Source organism: Flavobacterium weaverense (assembly GCF_003688495.1).
Lineage (GTDB): Bacteria > Bacteroidota > Bacteroidia > Flavobacteriales > Flavobacteriaceae > Flavobacterium > Flavobacterium weaverense.
On sequence record NZ_REFH01000007.1, the window covers coordinates 790,492 to 806,853 of the forward strand.

At 33.2% G+C, this 16,362-nt stretch carries 14 protein-coding genes and 1 tRNA gene; 8 read left to right on the top strand and 7 right to left on the bottom strand.

Annotated features, from left to right (window positions below):
- The first annotated feature begins 3 nt into the window (after nucleotides 1-3).
- The 4 genes from BC961_RS03540 to BC961_RS03555 are packed head-to-tail and all read left to right on the top strand — an operon-like array spanning nucleotide 4 to nucleotide 5,341.
- Nucleotides 4-3,573 carry a response regulator gene (locus BC961_RS03540; RefSeq protein WP_121924459.1) on the top strand — a complete coding sequence of 1,190 codons (3,570 nt, stop codon included), beginning with the start codon at nucleotides 4-6 and terminating at the stop codon, nucleotides 3,571-3,573.
- 19 nt (nucleotides 3,574-3,592) lie between these two features.
- The gene (locus BC961_RS03545; protein ID WP_121924460.1) at nucleotides 3,593-3,958 is read left to right on the top strand and encodes a response regulator; all 366 of its coding nucleotides are present in this window, start codon (nucleotides 3,593-3,595) and stop codon (nucleotides 3,956-3,958) included.
- Between the two features lie 7 nt (nucleotides 3,959-3,965).
- Nucleotides 3,966-4,775 carry a CheR family methyltransferase gene (locus tag BC961_RS03550; RefSeq protein WP_121924461.1) on the top strand — a complete coding sequence of 270 codons (810 nt, stop codon included), beginning with the start codon at nucleotides 3,966-3,968 and terminating at the stop codon, nucleotides 4,773-4,775.
- A complete protein-coding gene (locus BC961_RS03555) occupies nucleotides 4,757-5,341 on the top strand; it encodes a chemotaxis protein CheB (protein ID WP_121924462.1) in 585 nt (194 codons plus the stop codon). The genes BC961_RS03550 and BC961_RS03555 overlap by 19 nt, the downstream gene beginning before the upstream one ends.
- 98 nt (nucleotides 5,342-5,439) lie before the next feature.
- Here BC961_RS03555 and BC961_RS03560 read toward each other — a convergent pair whose 3' ends face one another.
- From BC961_RS03560 to BC961_RS03590, 7 genes are all read right to left on the bottom strand, one after another.
- Nucleotides 5,440-5,712 (bottom strand): type II toxin-antitoxin system PemK/MazF family toxin, encoded by a 273-nt coding sequence (locus BC961_RS03560; RefSeq protein ID WP_317126953.1) that lies wholly within the window; start codon nucleotides 5,710-5,712, stop codon nucleotides 5,440-5,442.
- Nucleotides 5,697-5,957 carry an AbrB/MazE/SpoVT family DNA-binding domain-containing protein gene (locus tag BC961_RS03565; RefSeq protein ID WP_121924463.1) on the bottom strand — a complete coding sequence of 87 codons (261 nt, stop codon included), beginning with the start codon at nucleotides 5,955-5,957 and terminating at the stop codon, nucleotides 5,697-5,699. The genes BC961_RS03560 and BC961_RS03565 overlap by 16 nt, the downstream gene beginning before the upstream one ends.
- A gap of 265 nt (nucleotides 5,958-6,222) precedes the next feature.
- Nucleotides 6,223-6,669, bottom strand: a complete 447-nt coding sequence (locus BC961_RS03570) for a hypothetical protein (RefSeq protein ID WP_121924464.1) — start codon at nucleotides 6,667-6,669, stop codon at nucleotides 6,223-6,225.
- Nucleotides 6,670-6,826: 157 nt separating this feature from the next.
- Nucleotides 6,827-7,456, bottom strand: a complete 630-nt coding sequence (locus BC961_RS03575) for a hypothetical protein (protein ID WP_121924465.1) — start codon at nucleotides 7,454-7,456, stop codon at nucleotides 6,827-6,829.
- 2 nt (nucleotides 7,457-7,458) lie between these two features.
- Nucleotides 7,459-7,824: a hypothetical protein gene (locus BC961_RS03580; protein ID WP_121924466.1), complete on the bottom strand. Its 366-nt coding sequence runs from the start codon at nucleotides 7,822-7,824 to the stop codon at nucleotides 7,459-7,461.
- 388 nt (nucleotides 7,825-8,212) lie between these two features.
- Nucleotides 8,213-11,866 carry a phosphoribosylformylglycinamidine synthase gene (gene purL, locus BC961_RS03585; protein ID WP_121924467.1) on the bottom strand — a complete coding sequence of 1,218 codons (3,654 nt, stop codon included), beginning with the start codon at nucleotides 11,864-11,866 and terminating at the stop codon, nucleotides 8,213-8,215.
- Between the two features lie 259 nt (nucleotides 11,867-12,125).
- Nucleotides 12,126-13,652 carry a hypothetical protein gene (locus BC961_RS03590; protein WP_121924468.1) on the bottom strand — a complete coding sequence of 509 codons (1,527 nt, stop codon included), beginning with the start codon at nucleotides 13,650-13,652 and terminating at the stop codon, nucleotides 12,126-12,128.
- Between the two features lie 114 nt (nucleotides 13,653-13,766).
- On the opposite strand from BC961_RS03590, the gene BC961_RS03595 reads away from it, so the two are divergent.
- The 4 genes from BC961_RS03595 to BC961_RS03610 all read left to right on the top strand — a co-directional run bounded on the left by BC961_RS03595 (nucleotide 13,767) and on the right by BC961_RS03610 (nucleotide 16,207).
- Nucleotides 13,767-14,204 (top strand): PaaI family thioesterase, encoded by a 438-nt coding sequence (locus BC961_RS03595; RefSeq protein WP_121924469.1) that lies wholly within the window; start codon nucleotides 13,767-13,769, stop codon nucleotides 14,202-14,204.
- A complete protein-coding gene (locus BC961_RS03600) occupies nucleotides 14,204-15,262 on the top strand; it encodes a chorismate-binding protein (protein ID WP_121924470.1) in 1,059 nt (352 codons plus the stop codon). The genes BC961_RS03595 and BC961_RS03600 overlap by 1 nt, the downstream gene beginning before the upstream one ends.
- Nucleotides 15,263-15,339: 77 nt before the next feature.
- The gene (gene bshB1 / locus BC961_RS03605; RefSeq protein ID WP_121924471.1) at nucleotides 15,340-16,056 is read left to right on the top strand and encodes a bacillithiol biosynthesis deacetylase BshB1; all 717 of its coding nucleotides are present in this window, start codon (nucleotides 15,340-15,342) and stop codon (nucleotides 16,054-16,056) included.
- A 75-nt stretch (nucleotides 16,057-16,131) separates the two neighbouring features.
- A tRNA-His gene (locus BC961_RS03610) sits at nucleotides 16,132-16,207 on the top strand.
- The last annotated feature ends 155 nt before the right edge of the window (nucleotides 16,208-16,362 follow it).

The following is a 16,362-nucleotide window of genomic DNA, read 5'->3' on the forward strand; positions in this document are numbered from 1 at the left end:
TTTATGAAAAGTAATTTTAAAAGAAATTTATTAATAAGTTGTACCATTTCATTAGTGGTATTAGTGATTAGTTCGACTGCTTCATACATCAGTATAAAAAATTTATTAGAAAGTGTAACTTCAGTTAATGAAACTCAGGATGTCATTTACAATGTTAATGAAGGAGAAGCTATTCTTACAGATGCACAAACCAGTATGCGCGGTTTTCTGATTACAGGAAATGAGCAATTTGTTGATATGTATAAAAAGGCTGAGATAGAATCAAGTACCTTTTTCAATAAACTCGACGAACTTACTCTTGACAATCCTAAACAAAATAAAGCGGTTCAAGATTTAAAAATTTTAAGAAATAATTATTTCGATTATTTAAAAGGTCAAATTGCTAAAAAACGCCTTGGAAAACAAACCATATCATTTGACCTTAATGCTGGAAAAATGATGATGGACGAGTTGAGAGATTCTTTCCGTAACATTGAGAAAAACGAACAATTACAATTAAAAAATCGAAATCAAAATGCTGAAAGCTATGGTAGTTACAGCCTGATTTTGATTGTTGTCGCCTTTGTAATTGCATTTATAATTTCACTGGTTTTCTTAGTTAGAATTCTAAAAGATTTTACAGAACGCGCTAGATTGCAAGAGGAATTGCAGAAAAAAGATAAAGAAACAGCTAATAGAATTGAAGCCATTAGTACTATTGCAGTCAATATTGCACAAGGAAATTATGATATTCGCGTAAGTGACAGTAAAGCTGATGCATTAGGATCGGTCGGAGAATCATTAAATAATATGAGTTCATCCCTACAAAATTCTTTTACCTTATTATCTGATAAAGAATGGCTGCAATCAGGTATCGCGCGTCTCAATAATATTATGTTAGGTGATAAATCAATGTTGGATTTAGCCAGAGACATAACAGAATTTTTATGTGTTACCACTAACAGTAGTGCAGGAGCTTTTTATGTATTGTATGGTGACGTTCTTTTGTCTAAAGCTGGATACAGTTATATTCCTAATAAAAGTCGAGAACGAATTCAAAGTGGTGATGGATTATTAGGGCAAGCAGTTGTCTCTGGAAAACTGTTAGAGCTGAAAGCAGTTCCTTCTGAATATATTCAAGTCAATTATGCGCTTGGAGAAATAAAACCGACACATATTGTCGCACTTCCTTTAATGGATAATACGGTTGAGGGTGCAGTAGAACTTGTTAGTATAAACGGTTTTTCTGATCTTCATTTAGAGTTCCTAAATATTGTGAGTAAGAATATTGGAATCGCTATTAAATCTACTAAAAATAGAAAGCGTGTACTGGAATTACTAGAAGAGACGGAGGCGCAATCAGAGGAATTACGAATTCAACACAGCGAATTAGAATCAATGAATGCTGAGTTGGAGACGCAAACGGAAAAACTACAAGCATCTGAGGAAGAGTTACGAGTGCAACAAGAAGAGTTAGAACAAACCAATGAAGAACTTTCTGAACGCAGTATTTTATTAGAAGAAAAAAATACGGAGATTCTTAAAAAATCAGAGGCTTTAGAATTATCAACTCGTTACAAATCAGAATTTTTAGCGAATATGTCTCATGAATTGAGAACGCCGCTAAACTCGATTTTACTACTAAGCCGATTATTGTCTGAAAATAACAATAAGAGCATGAACGATGAGGAAATTGAGTTTGCTCAAGTGATTCAAAGTTCTGGAAATAGCTTACTGGGCTTAATCGATGAGATTTTGGATTTATCCAAAATTGAAGCAGGTAAAATGGAACTTGAATATATCGATGTGACTACTAAAGAAATTACGGATGGTTTATCTAGTTTATTTACTCAAGTAGCAAAAGCTAAAAATATAGGTTTTGAAATTATTGCCCATGAAGCGCCTGTAATTCTCAAAACAGATAAGATGCGATTAGAGCAAATTCTAAAAAATCTTATTTCAAATGCTATTAAATTCACCAACAGAGGATCAGTAAGTGTCGAGATAAAAATAAATACAGATGACGAAAACATAATTTGTTTTATCGTAAAAGATACAGGAATTGGAATCGCATTAGATAAACAACCACTCGTTTTTGAGGCATTTCAGCAAGCAGATGGTTCTACTAAAAGAAAATATGGAGGAACAGGTTTAGGTCTATCTATTAGTAGAGAATTGGCTAAATTGTTGGACGGTGAAATACTTTTAAATAGTGTAGAAGGGGAGGGAAGCTCGTTCACTCTTTGCTTACCGAGATTTGTCAATAAAAATAAAAAAGTTGTTGTTACAGTTAGACCTGACGTTGAAGTTTTAGATACTATAGTAAACACTGAAAAGGAAACAAAGAAAAAATACATTTCAACTGTAATTCCTGACGAAATTGAGGATGACAGAAATAATATTTTACCCGGTGAAAAAGTAATTTTGATTGTCGAAGATGATATGAATTTTGCCAAATCTTTGCTATCATTTAGTAGGCAGAATGGTTACAAAACTATTGTTGCTGTGCGAGGCGATTACGCTTTAAAATTTGCAATTTTATACAGACCGGTCGGAATATTATTAGACATTGAGTTACCAATTAAAAGTGGTTGGGAGGTATTAGAAGAAATTAAAAACCATCCACAGACTAAACATATTCCGGTTCATATTATGTCATCACATAAATTGAAACAAGAAAGTTTATTGCAAGGAGCAGTTGATTTTCTTCATAAACCAGTTGCTTTTGAACGAATCCCAGAAGTTTTTACACGAATAGAGCACATCATTAGTAAGGAATCGCAAAAGGTTTTAATTATTGAAGATAATCCTAAACATGCTAAAGCGTTAGCCTTCTTTTTAGAAAATCATAATATTAATTCGGAGATTAAAAGTGAAGTTTCAGATGGTTTAGAAGCGCTGAATAAAAAGGATATTGACTGTGTAATTCTAGATATGGGAATTCCTGACAAGCAAGCGTATGAAATTTTAGAAGGTGTAAAGAAAAGTCCAGGCCTAGAGAATCTTCCTGTAATTGTATTTACAGGAAAAAGTTTATCGTTAAAGGAAGAAGTAAAAATTAAAAAATATGCCGACTCAATTATTGTTAAAACAGCTCATTCGTACCAAAGAATGTTAGATGAGGTTTCACTTTTTCTACATTTAATGGAAGAGAATAAAGGAGTGGATGATAAAAAAGAGAACTATAAAAAACTCAATCAGCTGAATAATATTTTGCTTAACAAAAAGGTTTTAATTGTAGATGACGATGTTAGAAATATTTATTCTTTAACCAAGGCTTTAGAAGCTTTTAAAATGAATGTAATAACTGCATTTGATGGAAATGAAGCTATTAAAATGCTTGCTGAACATGCTGATACAGATATTGTTTTGCTAGATATGATGATGCCAAATATGGATGGGTACGAAACGGCTGAAAAAATCAGGGACAATCCTAAATTAAAAGCGCTACCATTAATTGCAGTTACAGCTAAAGCAATGACTGGCGATCGAGAAAAATGCATAAAAGCAGGAGCTTCTGATTATATTACGAAGCCTGTAGATATTGATCAATTGCTTTCGCTATTGCGAGTGTGGTTGTATGATAAAGTTTAATATAAATTGATTTCAATATATGAATAAGAAAAGACTCTTAATTATTGATGACGATCCTAGAAATATTTTTGCATTAGTCAACACGTTGCGTGCAAGATCTTATGATTGTCTCTCTTGTTTGAGTGCTGAAGAAGCTATAGTGCTACTGCAGACTGATGAAGTTATCGATGCTGTTTTAATTGATATGATGATGCCGGATATGGATGGCTACGATGCTATTCCAATTATTAAAAAAATACCTTCACGGGAGACCACGGCCATTATTGCAGTGACCGCTCAAGCAATGACCGGCGATAAGGAAAAATGTTTTCAGGCTGGTGCCGATGATTATATCTCTAAACCAGTCGACGTAGATAAATTGCTAGTAGCATTATCTAAAATTTAAAGTTATTATGATAGAAGACATAGAGTTAGAAACGTTTATTAACGATGTTTATGAATATTACGGATTTGATTTAGGAGGGTATTCTAGAGCCTCCTTAAAACGTCGCGTCAATAGGATAATGAACTTAGACGGTTTCCCTAGTTTTTATGATTTTTTATCGAAAGTAAAATACGATTCTGATTATTACAAAAGAGCGATTGACGAAATTACGGTTAATGTAACAGAGATGTTTCGTGATCCTTCTTTTTATAAAGTTTTACGAAATGAAATTTTACCGTTGTTGGCCACCAAACCTTTTATCCGAATTTGGCATGCAGGATGTTCTAGCGGTGAAGAAGTATATTCGATGGCTATTTTATTGCAAGAAGCAGGATTACTACACAAATCTATACTCTATGCAACGGATATTAATTCGAAAGTTTTAGAGACTGCTAAAAAAGGAATTTTTCCACTGCGAATGATGAAAGAATATTCAGAGAATTACCGAGATTCTGGCGGACAAGAAGATTTTTCCAGTTATTATATTGCAAATTATGGAAATGCTAAATTCAGTGAAGACCTAATCAAAAAGATGGTCTTTTCTCAACATAATCTGGTTTCAGATACTTCTTTTAACGAGTTTGATATGATTTTTTGTCGAAATGTGTTAATTTATTTCGATAATGATTTGCAGTCTAGAGCTATAAAATTATTTGACGAAAGTCTTTCCATACTTGGTTTTTTAGCTCTTGGAACTAAAGAAACCATAAAATACTCCATTGCTCAAGACAAATACAAACAAGTGCAGAAAGAAAAATTATGGAGAAAAATAAAGTAACTGCAAACTGTAAAGTGCTAATTGTTGGAGGTTCCGCGGGGAGCTTGCATGCGCTTATGGATATATTACCCAATTTACCAGCAGTGAATTCCTTTGCATTCGTTATTGTACTCCACAGAAAACATTCTGACGATAGTAATTTAGAAGAACTACTCAAGATAAAGTCAAATACCCCTTTAAAGTTAATAGAAGACAAAATGGACTTTGAATCAGGGTATATGTATGTTGCACCTTCTAATTACCACTTGTTATTCGAGAAAAATGGTACACTAGCTTTAGACAGCTCGGAGAAAGTAAATTATAGCAGACCTAGTATTGATGTTTCTTTTGAAGCTGCTGCAGAGATTTTTGGTAGCAATGTTATAGGTATTTTACTTTCCGGTTCTAATGCCGATGGAACTGCAGGCTTACAAGCCATCCAAGAAGCAGGAGGAACTGTTGTGGTACAAAATCCAACATCTGCTGATATGCCTTTTATGCCAAACAATGCAATAAAAAATTTGATTCCCGATTATATTTTAACCACCGAAGAAATATTGAAGTTTATTCTTTTAATAAATGGATGATTCCTTCTTGAATAAGATGAAGTAATAACTATTTTAGTAAGCGGTATTGGTGATACTTTAATCTACAAAAGTTTCTTTTAGGACCTCTTTTAGATGTTTTAATTTGTCTTATTAAGTTTTCCTAACAACTTTGTAATTCTCTTTTTATCAATAATTATAATTTGGTCAATTGCTATCATTCCTTTTTTGTCATTATGATTTACAGGAATTCTAGTAGGATATTCTTTTAAGCTAGAAGTCATAGGTGCAATAACATTAGTGCCCAAGTATTTTTTCATTTCGTTTGGTGAAACAATTACACAGGTTCTTTTTTTTTGAATTTCACTACCTAATGCAGTATCAAGATTTACTACAACTATTGCATATTGAATTGATTTCCTTCCTCAAAATTTCCTTCTTCAAAATTTTCATTCCGTAACATTTTATCGTCACCTTCTTTGCTCATTTTTTCAAAAGTAGTTTCCCAGTTTTGTCTTGGTGTTTTGATGGGTTTAATAATAATTTGTCCTTCCTCAAGGATGATTTCCACTTTGTCTTTAATGTTATATTTATCTAAAATCGTTTTGCTCAAACGCAGACCTTTTGAATTCCCTATTTTGATGATTTCAGTTTCCATATCTTTTTACTTAAATGTTATTGTAAATTAACTACTTAAAATAAAAATAATAAAGTTTAATTGATGAAATTTAAATGTGTACACTATTGAAAATAAGATTATTCTGCTGCAAAAAAAAAAGGCTTTTTAGCCTCTTGTAATTCTAATAATTATTTTACTAACTCCAAAGTTTTAACTGCATGTAATTGATTCCAGCCTACAACGCTTTTGCGGTAGTTCAACCAATTTATTGTTCGTCTTTCATTCGCAACGAAAAATTTAGCAACTACCACATACTTTTTACTACATCGTAAATAGAGTAAGTAATCAATGAAAATAACGAAAGTAAATAAAAACAAATACATATAAAGAGAGAAATTCTAAAAAAAAATGATTCTTTCACTATTTCAAAATCTAAATTGTTAAATTTTCCGTCCAATTCGTTTACCGTTAATTTCACTCGACTGCTTTTTATACGATCTAAAATATGAACTTCAGAAAAGAGAACTATCAAGCCAAAAAGAATTCCGAATCCGAGTGATGAGATAGCTATTGCGTATAATACCGACTTAACTAAAGACATAGGGAATGTTGACTTAAATGATATTAAAATACCAAAAAGGGCAACTGATAAAGTGATAATGGTTTTTATCCATGAATAAAATTTATCTTGTCTTTTGTCTTGGATTTCTTTGAGTTCGTTTAATCTTATAGCTACTTGTTCTTCTGTCATTTTTTTTTAATATGTGCTAAAGTTTACTTATATGTGCTGTGGCGTGCATTTGCAGCAATCTCTCCAAATATAAACTAACTTTGGGAAACCCATTAACTTTACAAATAATAACAGAATAATTGATTGCTTATATACTGTGTTAAGAGATCATTTTTTTTTAGATCTTTTTTAATATAAATTTCAAATGCCAAATTAACCTTTCATACGAACCTAAATCTAATGCTCTTTGACCAGTTAACATACTTGTAAAAAAAATTGGTGTATTTTCTAAAGCGCTATTGTTAATTATTTTATTAGTTCCAAGTTTTTCATCGAATTCAATTTGAAAATCTAAACATATAAGTTTTCTTGCAAAAGAATTTGAAACCACAATTATTTTTGGCTTTGTTTTTTCTATTATTTTTTTCGAGAGTTCTAATTGTTTTTTAAAGAATTTTTTTCCATTTTGATCCTGATTTATTCTCTCAATATTTTTCTGATTTGTTTCTCTTAAACACAACAAATCTAAATGCGACCAAGGAATTTCCGTTTTCTTGGAAATATCTTGAAATTTTTTAAAATATGAATAAATATTACCTTCTTGGTTATTATTATAAAAATGACTTTCATTTTTTAAGTGTTTCCCAGAAAATGATGGATTTATGCCGATAAAAAGAATAGAATTTTTTATTATCTCATCTTGCATTGCATAACCACGATTTATAAATTCAATATTTTGAAATTCCCTATCGTTCCATATTTTTTCTAACTCAACTTCATAATGCTCTTTAATACTAAATTTTTCCATTTTTAGATTATTGATATAAATCCGTACAATTGGTCTCTTGTCAAAGAACCATCAATGTAATATTTTAAACTTCCATGTTTACTTTTTTCTTTTATTTCACTACCATCAACGTAAAATCTTGTACTTCCATGCTTGCTTTTATCTCGCACTTCTTTTCCGTCAAAATAATATCGAACATTACCATATTTACTTTTTTCTTTAATTTCATCACTCTCGATATAAAATTTCACACTTCCATGTCTACTTTTCTCCCTAACTTCTGAATTATGTATGTAAAACAATGTACTTCCGTGTTTTCTATCTTTAATTTCATTCCCATCGATGTAAAATAAAACTGTTCCGTATCTTCTGTCTTTGATTTCTGCCATTTTTTATTTTTTAATGATTTATATTTATGTTTTTTCTGCCATTTTGAGTTAAAGAATAGCAAGACTAATATAAACTTGTGATTATGTGAGAATTATTAATGCATGTTTAATATGATAAGTCTGATGAAAATCGGCTTTAATTGTTTGGCTAATATATAATTAATTATTTAAAAATCTTACAAAATATAAACGATCAGATGTAATACTTTCCTCTCGCTAAGCATAGACACCCGTGAAGGTAACAGCGACAATCCCAAGTTTTTGGGCGTGGATTGTAGCGAATAGCCTGTTATGCCGCGGCTAACACGCACAATATAACTTTAAGAACAAACGCCATAAAAAAAACGCTCTCTTTCGAGAACGCTTTCCATAAATAAAAAACTAAATATTAATTGTTTTCAATCCATTTTCTGGCATTGATAAATGCTTCATGCCAAGGAGAAACTTCGTCGTTTCTATCTTTTGGGTAATGAGCCCAGTTCCATTGATAAGTAGAACGTTCGATATGCGGCATAGTAACTAAATGGCGTCCTGTAAGATCGCAAAGCATGGCCACATCATAATGCGAACCGTTTGGATTAGCAGGATAGCCTTCGTAAGCATATTTTCCAACGATGTTGTAACGCTCTTCGCCTAATGGCAATTCAAATTTTCCTTCACCATGTGAAACCCAAACTCCTAATGTCGATCCAGCTAAGCTCGATAGCATCACAGATTTGTTTTCTTGTACAGTAACTGATGTAAAAATACTTTCGTGTTTGTTACTGTCATTATATAACATTTTTGGCATTTGTTCGTGCTCTGAATGGATTAATTCCAATTCGACGAATAATTGACAACCGTTGCAAATTCCAACAGATAAAGTGTCTTCTCGTTTGAAAAAGTTATTTAATGCTGTATTTGCTTTTTCATTGTATTTAAATGCTCCCGCCCAACCTTTAGCAGAACCTAAAACATCAGAGTTAGAGAAACCTCCAACCGCTCCGATGAACTGAATGTCCTCTAGATTTTCACGTCCCGAAATTAAATCAGTCATGTGAATGTCTTTTACATCAAAACCAGCCAAATACATTGCATTTGCCATTTCACGCTCAGAATTACTTCCTTTTTCACGAATAATAGCTGCTTTTGGACGTGATTTCGAATTATCGATTACTGGACTTTTTCCTGTAAAATGAGTTGGGAAAGTATATTGTAATGGTTGGTTTTTGTAATTATCAAAACGCTGTTGAGCCGTTCCGTTTTTGGATTGTTTTTGATCTAATAAGAACGAAGTTTTAAACCAAATGTCTCTGTATTTTGCGATGTCTAGTTTGCAATGCCCAAAGTCTAAGCTTGGTTCATTAGTTGCATTTCCTAATTTGTAAAAAGCAACTCCATTAGCATTTAGTTTAGCTTCAATCGTTGCATTATCTTTAGCTTGGAAAACAATTCCGATATTCTCAGCAAATAAATACTTGATGATGTCTTTTTCTTCAAAAACAGAGAAATCAATTTTAGCACCTAAATTCACATCAGCAAAACACATTTCTAATAAAGTAGTAATCAAACCACCACTTCCAATGTCGTGTCCTGCCAGAATTTGGTTGTCTAAAATTAATTCTTGAATGGTATTAAATGCTTTTTTGAAGAAGACAGCACTTTTAATCGTTGGTGCTTCGTTTCCAATTGCATTTAAAGTTTGTGCGAATGACGAACCTCCTAATTTAAAATCATCTTGCGACAAATTGATATAATAAATAGAACCACCGTCTTTTTGTAAAACAGGTTCTACTACTTTTTTAATATCAGTACAATTACCACCTGCCGAAATAATAACCGTTCCTGGTGCGATTACTTCGTCATTTGGATATTTTTGTTTCATCGAAAGCGAATCTTTTCCTGTTGGAATATTGATTCCCAGTTCAATTGCAAATTCTGAACAAGCCTCTACCGCTGCGTATAAACGAGCGTCTTCGCCTTCGTTTTTACAAGCCCACATCCAGTTAGCAGATAGTGAAATTCCTTTCATTCCATCCTTTATAGGAGCCCAAACAATGTTTGATAATGATTCTGCAATAGCAGTTCGTGTACCTGCAATAGGATCGATCAAAGAGGCAATAGGAGAGTGCCCAATTGATGTGGCAACACCTTCAATTCCTTGATAATCTAATGCCATTACACCAACATTATTTAATGGCAATTGCAATGGTCCAGCCGTTTGCTGTTTGGCTACTTTTCCACCTACACAACGGTCTACTTTATTAGTCAACCAGTCTTTACAAGCCACTGCTTCTAATTGCAATACTTGTTGTAAGTAAGTCGAAATATTTTTAACTGAATACTCTAAAGGCGCATAGTTGTAAGAAATCGTTTTATCATTCATCACCGTTTTTGGAGAACTACCAAAGAAATCTTCTAAAGCATAATCCATTGGTTTAGCGCCAGTAGATTTTGACTGAAAAGTAAAGCGGTGATCGTTAGTAACATCGCCTACTTGGTACATTGGAGAACGCTCTCTATCGGCAACTCTTTGTAATAAATCAATATCTTTGTGACCAATAACTAATCCCATTCTTTCTTGAGATTCGTTACCGATTATCTCCTTTGCCGAAAGGGTAGGATCACCCACAGGTAATTTATCTAAATCTATCAATCCTCCTGTTTCTTCCACGAGCTCAGAAAGACAGTTTAAGTGTCCTCCAGCACCGTGATCGTGAATGGAAACAATTGGATTATTGTCGCTTTCTACAAAGGCACGAATGGCGTTAGCAGCACGTTTTTGCATTTCTGGATTTGAACGCTGTATCGCATTCAACTCGATTCCTGAACCAAAAGCTCCGGTATCTGCAGAGGAAACTGCAGCACCACCCATTCCGATTCTATAATTTTCTCCACCTAGAATAACGATTTTGTCGCCTTCTTGTGGTTTTTTCTTAATGGCTTGATCTAATTTTCCGTAACCAATTCCACCTGCTTGCATGATTACTTTATCGTAACCAATTTTGCGATTGTTTTCTTGGTGTTCGAAAGTTAAAACAGATCCAGTAATTAGCGGTTGTCCGAATTTGTTTCCAAAATCTGAAGCTCCGTTAGAGGCTTTAATCAAAATATCCATTGGAGTTTGGTACAACCAAGGTCTTGCTGGAACCGCATCTTCCCAAGGACGATTTTCCTCTAGTCGAGAATAAGAAGTCATATAAACTGCTGTTCCTGCTAACGGCAACGAACCTTGTCCACCAGCTAAACGATCCCGAATTTCTCCACCAGAACCTGTTGCAGCTCCGTTGAAAGGCTCTACGGTTGTTGGGAAATTGTGTGTTTCTGCTTTTAAGGAGATAACCGAATCAAATTCTTTGATTTCATAGAAATCAGCTTTATCACCGGTTTTGGGAGAAAATTGTTGAACTCTTGGCCCTTTTACAAAAGCCACATTATCTTTATACGCTGAAACGATATCGTTCGGGTTTTCTTGAGATGTTTTTTTGATTAATTTGAAAAGAGAGGTTTCTTTTTCTACGCCATCAATTACAAATGTTCCATTGAAAATTTTGTGACGACAGTGCTCTGAATTTGCTTGGGAGAAAGCAAAAATCTCAGAATCAGTTAATTTTCTAACTAATTTGGTTGCTAAATTATCCAAATATTCTACTTCTTCAAGGCTCAAGGCCAAACCTTCTTTCTTGTTGTAAGCATCAATATCTTCGATGTCTAAAATAGGTTCTGGTTGTACATTGATATTAAAAATATCTTGATGTAACTCTGCATATTTTTGCGAAAGCATAGGATCGAAATCAGTGAAATCTTCCGTTGCTTTGTAAAATTCCTCAATTCGAATAATCCCCGAAATCCCCATATTTTGAGTGATTTCAACAGCATTTGTACTCCACGGAGTTACCATAGTGGCACGTGGTCCAACAAAAAAATCCGTGAGTACGGATTTTTCTATTTTATTTGAGTCGGCAAAAAGCCAATTTAATTTTGAAATGTCTTGAGCCGAAATTTCGTTTTGCGTTTGCACTGCAAAAACAGTTTTGCTTTGGTTTTCAAAGAAATGGATCATTGTTGTGTAGTTAGTTGTATTTACGGTGCAAATTTAGTTTAAAAAAGTAGTAAGCGCAAGGATTAAAAATTCAATTTTTGATGTGCCAAATTTCTATATTGCATGTTACAAATGCAAATTATTCGAAGTTTAGAATTCTACAATCGACGTTGCTAATACTATATAATTTACAATCTGAAACATTGTGATAGAGATGCTTCCTTCGTCAGTATGACAAAGACATTGCAATAATTAATATAAGCAATGCTTGAAATGATTGCTACTTCGGAAATTTCATATTCTGATATGCTCCTAAATCAGGAGGTAAAGTTCTCATTTTGCCTAAAACATCTGTTGGAATTAAATAGGCCGAATTTCCTTTCGCGAAAGCAGCAGAAGCAGCATCTATATTTAATTTGTTTTGTGCTGTTTTGAAGAATTTTGGATCTTTATTTAAAATAATAGCGTTGTAATGTACGGCATCAGTTGTGAACTGATAATCTGGATTAGTTGCGAACTGACTAGATGTATTATCAAATTTTATCAAGCAGTTGTTAAATTGGTATTTAAAAGCAGCTCCCGTTTTCTTATTCAGCGTCAGTTCATTCGAATACGATCCATAAATAATACAGTTATTAAAAGTAGCTTCCGCTAAATCTTTAGCTTCTGGAATAGCACCGGTTAAATAGTTACTTAAGGATAGAGCTACTTGTTGCGAACTGTTCCAGTTATTATTAAAAGTGGAATGCGTGAATTTATAACTACCTCCATAATTACAAGCTAAACTAGCTAGTCCTGCATTATTAGTAACTATATTTTCTCCATTAATTTTTCCGGTCTGCGCCAAAATTCCGTAGTTAGTCGAGTTGTAAATTTGGGTATTTTTGATAGAAACTGTTGTTCCATCATTATTTTGAATTAACAATCCAATGGTTGCATTTTTAATAGTTAAGTGATTAAAGGAGTTGTTAGTACTGCCGTCAGCAAGCCAAATAGTTCCCCATTGTCCTGGTACGTTTTCAAAATTAGGTTCTAAACGATCGCCTTCAAAAACAACTTCATTTTCCAATTTATCAGTTGTAGAAACCAAGCCATTTACTTTTATGGATGCTTTATTGGAAACAATAAGACCTGAATTAGAATGAAAATAAACTTTGGTTCCGGCTTCAAAAGTCGCAGTTTTATTGCTAGGGACAGCTGCGTAACCATAAATGACGTAGGGTTTATTTTTTGTGAATTGTAACTCGTTTCCATTAACGGGATCATTTTCGTCCAAATAAAACCCTTCAATTTTTTGATCGCCAATAGGAAGTTTTTCGATTGTGCCATCAACAAAACGTTTTGGATATAGAAAAACTGCATCTTGAATAAGAGTAACTAATTCGATACTCTGAAGATTTTGACCTCCGTCGAACTGAATTTGGTCAGTGTATAAAAAATCGGTAGGATTCGCGTCGGCGATATTTGCTGTAGTTTCGATAAAAATATACAAACTATCTTTAGCCAATAAATCTACATTATTAAAATTTTTTCCGTTTGTCCCTAGCATTCCATCAACGGTCATTCGATATTTAGAATTAAGTCCTTTAGCTAGTTTTATAGTAGGAATGGTAATGTCGCTCTTACTTCTATTGTAAACTTTCAGTCTGTACGTACTAGAACCAATATTACTAAACACAGTATCTAGATAAATAGTGTCTCTAGAAAACTCTAATTTACCTGAGCTAGCAATGGTTTCAAAATCAGAGCGACAGGAGCAAATAGATATTATAATTGCAATAAAAGTCAATACTATTTGTGGACGCATTTTATGTTTTTTTTGTAAAAATAGGCAAAATCTATAATGAAATTAGAATTACAAATGTAATTCCTATCTTCTCCCGTATCTTTTATTTAATTTTACAGATTAAAAGCCACTAACATGTCATTTGATAAAGAAAAAATACTGAATTACTGTAATAAAATTTCTGAAAACACATTAATGCGAACCTTGAATATCACGTATACAGATGCAGGTGAGAATTTTTTGGTTGCAACAATGCCCGTTAATTCTTCAGTTCATCAGCCTGTGGGGATATTACATGGTGGTGCAACGGTAGCATTAGCTGAAAGTGTAGGAAGTGCGGCATCAATGTTATTTGTAAATCCAGAAGTGAGCGATGTGAGAGGTATAGAAATATCTGCTAATCACTTAAAATCAAAACGTAATGGAATTGTGACCGCTACAGCAAAAATTGTTCATAAAGGACGTAGTATTCACTTATGGGAAATTAGAATTGTCGACGAGAACAACAATTTAATTTCGCTGTGTAAGTTGACCAATATGATTTTGCCAAAGAGAAAAAGCGAGGATAAATAATGGCAGAAATCGAAAGTAAAATTCAAAATCATTTAATAAATCAATTACCATTTGTGTTGTATTCAAAACCAAATGTTGAGGGTGTTATTGCTATGTTTCAAAAAGATGATAGTTTATTTTCAGTAAATGATTTTAGCGAAAAAGGTTTTGTTTTTGCAAGTTTTGATGGAACTAAAACTTATTTAATCCCAGAAAAGGAGTCAGAAATAATGCATTTCTCTTTGAATAGTAAAGAATCACTACCTTCTAAAACACAATTTAGAGCAGGCGATGATGTTGCTAAAAGGGAATTTGAATCTTTAGTTTCGAAAGGGATTCTAGCTATATCAAATAACCAATTCAAAAAGGTCGTCTTATCACGAAAAGAGCATGTTAATATTGAAGATTTTAATATGTTTGAAACATTTGAAAAGTTGGTTCAACTTTACCCTTCAGCCTTTGTATACTGTTTTTATCATCCAGAAATCGGTAATTGGATTGGAGCAACTCCAGAACAATTATTAAAAGTTAACGGAGGCAAATTTGAAACCATTTCACTCGCAGGAACGCAAAAAGATACTGGTTCGTCGGATATATTGTGGGGCGAAAAGGAAAAAGAAGAGCAGCAATTTGTTACTGATTATTTAGTTTCAAGACTTGAAAGCGTAGCTTCAGATGTAAAGTTCACAGAACCGTATAGTATTAAAGCAGGAAGTATTTGGCATATAAAAACTGATGTTTCAGGAGATTTAAATTTTGATTCTAGTTTGAAAGAAGTAGTTCAATTACTTCATCCAACGCCAGCAGTTTGCGGTTTGCCTAAAGAAATAGCAAAGGAATTCATTATCGAAAACGAGCCATACGACCGAGGTTTTTACACAGGTTTTCTTGGTGAACTAAATTGTAACTTTACAAATAAGAAAGCAAGCTCAGATTTGTTTGTGAATTTAAGATGTATGGAAGTTAAAAACTCTCAAGCTCATTTGTATATGGGTTGCGGAATTACAAAAGATAGTATTCCTGACAAAGAGTGGGAGGAAAGTGTGAATAAATCAATGACAATGAAAAAGGTATTGTAATTTAGACTTTTCGAAAATTATTGTGATTATCAACTAAAACAATTAAACCGCGTAGCGGAAAATAAAAATATATAAATATGAAATTAGATATACTAGCTTTTGGAGCACATCCTGACGACGTAGAATTAGGTTGTGCCGGAACTATTTTAAAAGAAATCTCATTAGGAAAAAAGGTCGGAATTGTTGATTTGACTCGTGGTGAATTAGGAACACGTGGTTCTGCTGAAATTAGAGATCAGGAAGCGAATGCTGCTGCAAAAATTTTAGGTGTTGTGGCACGTGAAAATTTAGAAATGCGTGATGGGTTTTTTGTTAATGACGAAAAGCACCAATTAGAAATCATAAAAATGATTCGTAAGTACCAACCTGAGATTGTTTTGTGCAATGCAATAGACGATCGTCATATTGATCATGGAAAGGGAAGTAAATTAGTTTCTGACGCGTGCTTTCTATCTGGTTTAATGAAAATTGAAACTGAATTAGATGGAGAACAACAAAAAGCTTGGAGACCAAAACTTGTTTATCATTATATTCAATGGAAAAATATCGAACCTGATTTTGTGGTCGACATAACTGGATTTACAGATAAAAAAATAGAATCGATTTTAGCTTATGGTTCTCAGTTTTATGATCCAAATTCTAAAGAACCAGAATCACCAATTAGCAGTAAAAACTTCCTAGAAAGCTTAAATTATCGCTCTAGAGATTTAGGTAGACTTTCTGGAGTAGAACACGCGGAAGGTTTTACAGTTGAAAGATATTTGGCAGTCAATAGCTTAGCAGATTTGAAGTAAAATAGATGTAATTTTTTGAAAAAATTATTTGCAAAAGTAAACTTATATTGTATCTTTGCCACCGCTAAGCATTATGGTGGTTGTAGCTCAGTTGGTTAGAGCATCGGTTTGTGGTACCGAGGGTCGCGGGTTCGAGCCCCGTCTCCCACCCAAAAGGCAAAAGCCTCTCAGAAATGAGAGGCTTTTTTTGTGCAATAAAGTTTTGTGTAAAAAAAATCAGTCTTGAATTTCGTCAAGACTGATTATATATTTCTTTTTTGCACAAGGGATAGTAGTGAAAATCCTTTTTATGCGGAGGTACGCAGC

Coding starts and splice junctions, on each gene's coding strand:
- BC961_RS03545 (WP_121924460.1), top strand. CDS start 3,593: ATGAATAAGAAAAGACTCTTAATTATTGATGACGATCCTAGAAATATT.
- BC961_RS03590 (WP_121924468.1), bottom strand. CDS start 13,652: ATGCGTCCACAAATAGTATTGACTTTTATTGCAATTATAATATCTATT.
- BC961_RS03565 (WP_121924463.1), bottom strand. CDS start 5,957: ATGGAAACTGAAATCATCAAAATAGGGAATTCAAAAGGTCTGCGTTTG.
- BC961_RS03570 (WP_121924464.1), bottom strand. CDS start 6,669: ATGACAGAAGAACAAGTAGCTATAAGATTAAACGAACTCAAAGAAATC.
- BC961_RS03555 (WP_121924462.1), top strand. CDS start 4,757: ATGGAGAAAAATAAAGTAACTGCAAACTGTAAAGTGCTAATTGTTGGA.
- BC961_RS03575 (WP_121924465.1), bottom strand. CDS start 7,456: ATGGAAAAATTTAGTATTAAAGAGCATTATGAAGTTGAGTTAGAAAAA.
- BC961_RS03595 (WP_121924469.1), top strand. CDS start 13,767: ATGTCATTTGATAAAGAAAAAATACTGAATTACTGTAATAAAATTTCT.
- BC961_RS03600 (WP_121924470.1), top strand. CDS start 14,204: ATGGCAGAAATCGAAAGTAAAATTCAAAATCATTTAATAAATCAATTA.
- BC961_RS03550 (WP_121924461.1), top strand. CDS start 3,966: ATGATAGAAGACATAGAGTTAGAAACGTTTATTAACGATGTTTATGAA.
- purL (WP_121924467.1), bottom strand. CDS start 11,866: ATGATCCATTTCTTTGAAAACCAAAGCAAAACTGTTTTTGCAGTGCAA.
- bshB1 (WP_121924471.1), top strand. CDS start 15,340: ATGAAATTAGATATACTAGCTTTTGGAGCACATCCTGACGACGTAGAA.
- BC961_RS03540 (WP_121924459.1), top strand. CDS start 4: ATGAAAAGTAATTTTAAAAGAAATTTATTAATAAGTTGTACCATTTCA.
- BC961_RS03580 (WP_121924466.1), bottom strand. CDS start 7,824: ATGGCAGAAATCAAAGACAGAAGATACGGAACAGTTTTATTTTACATC.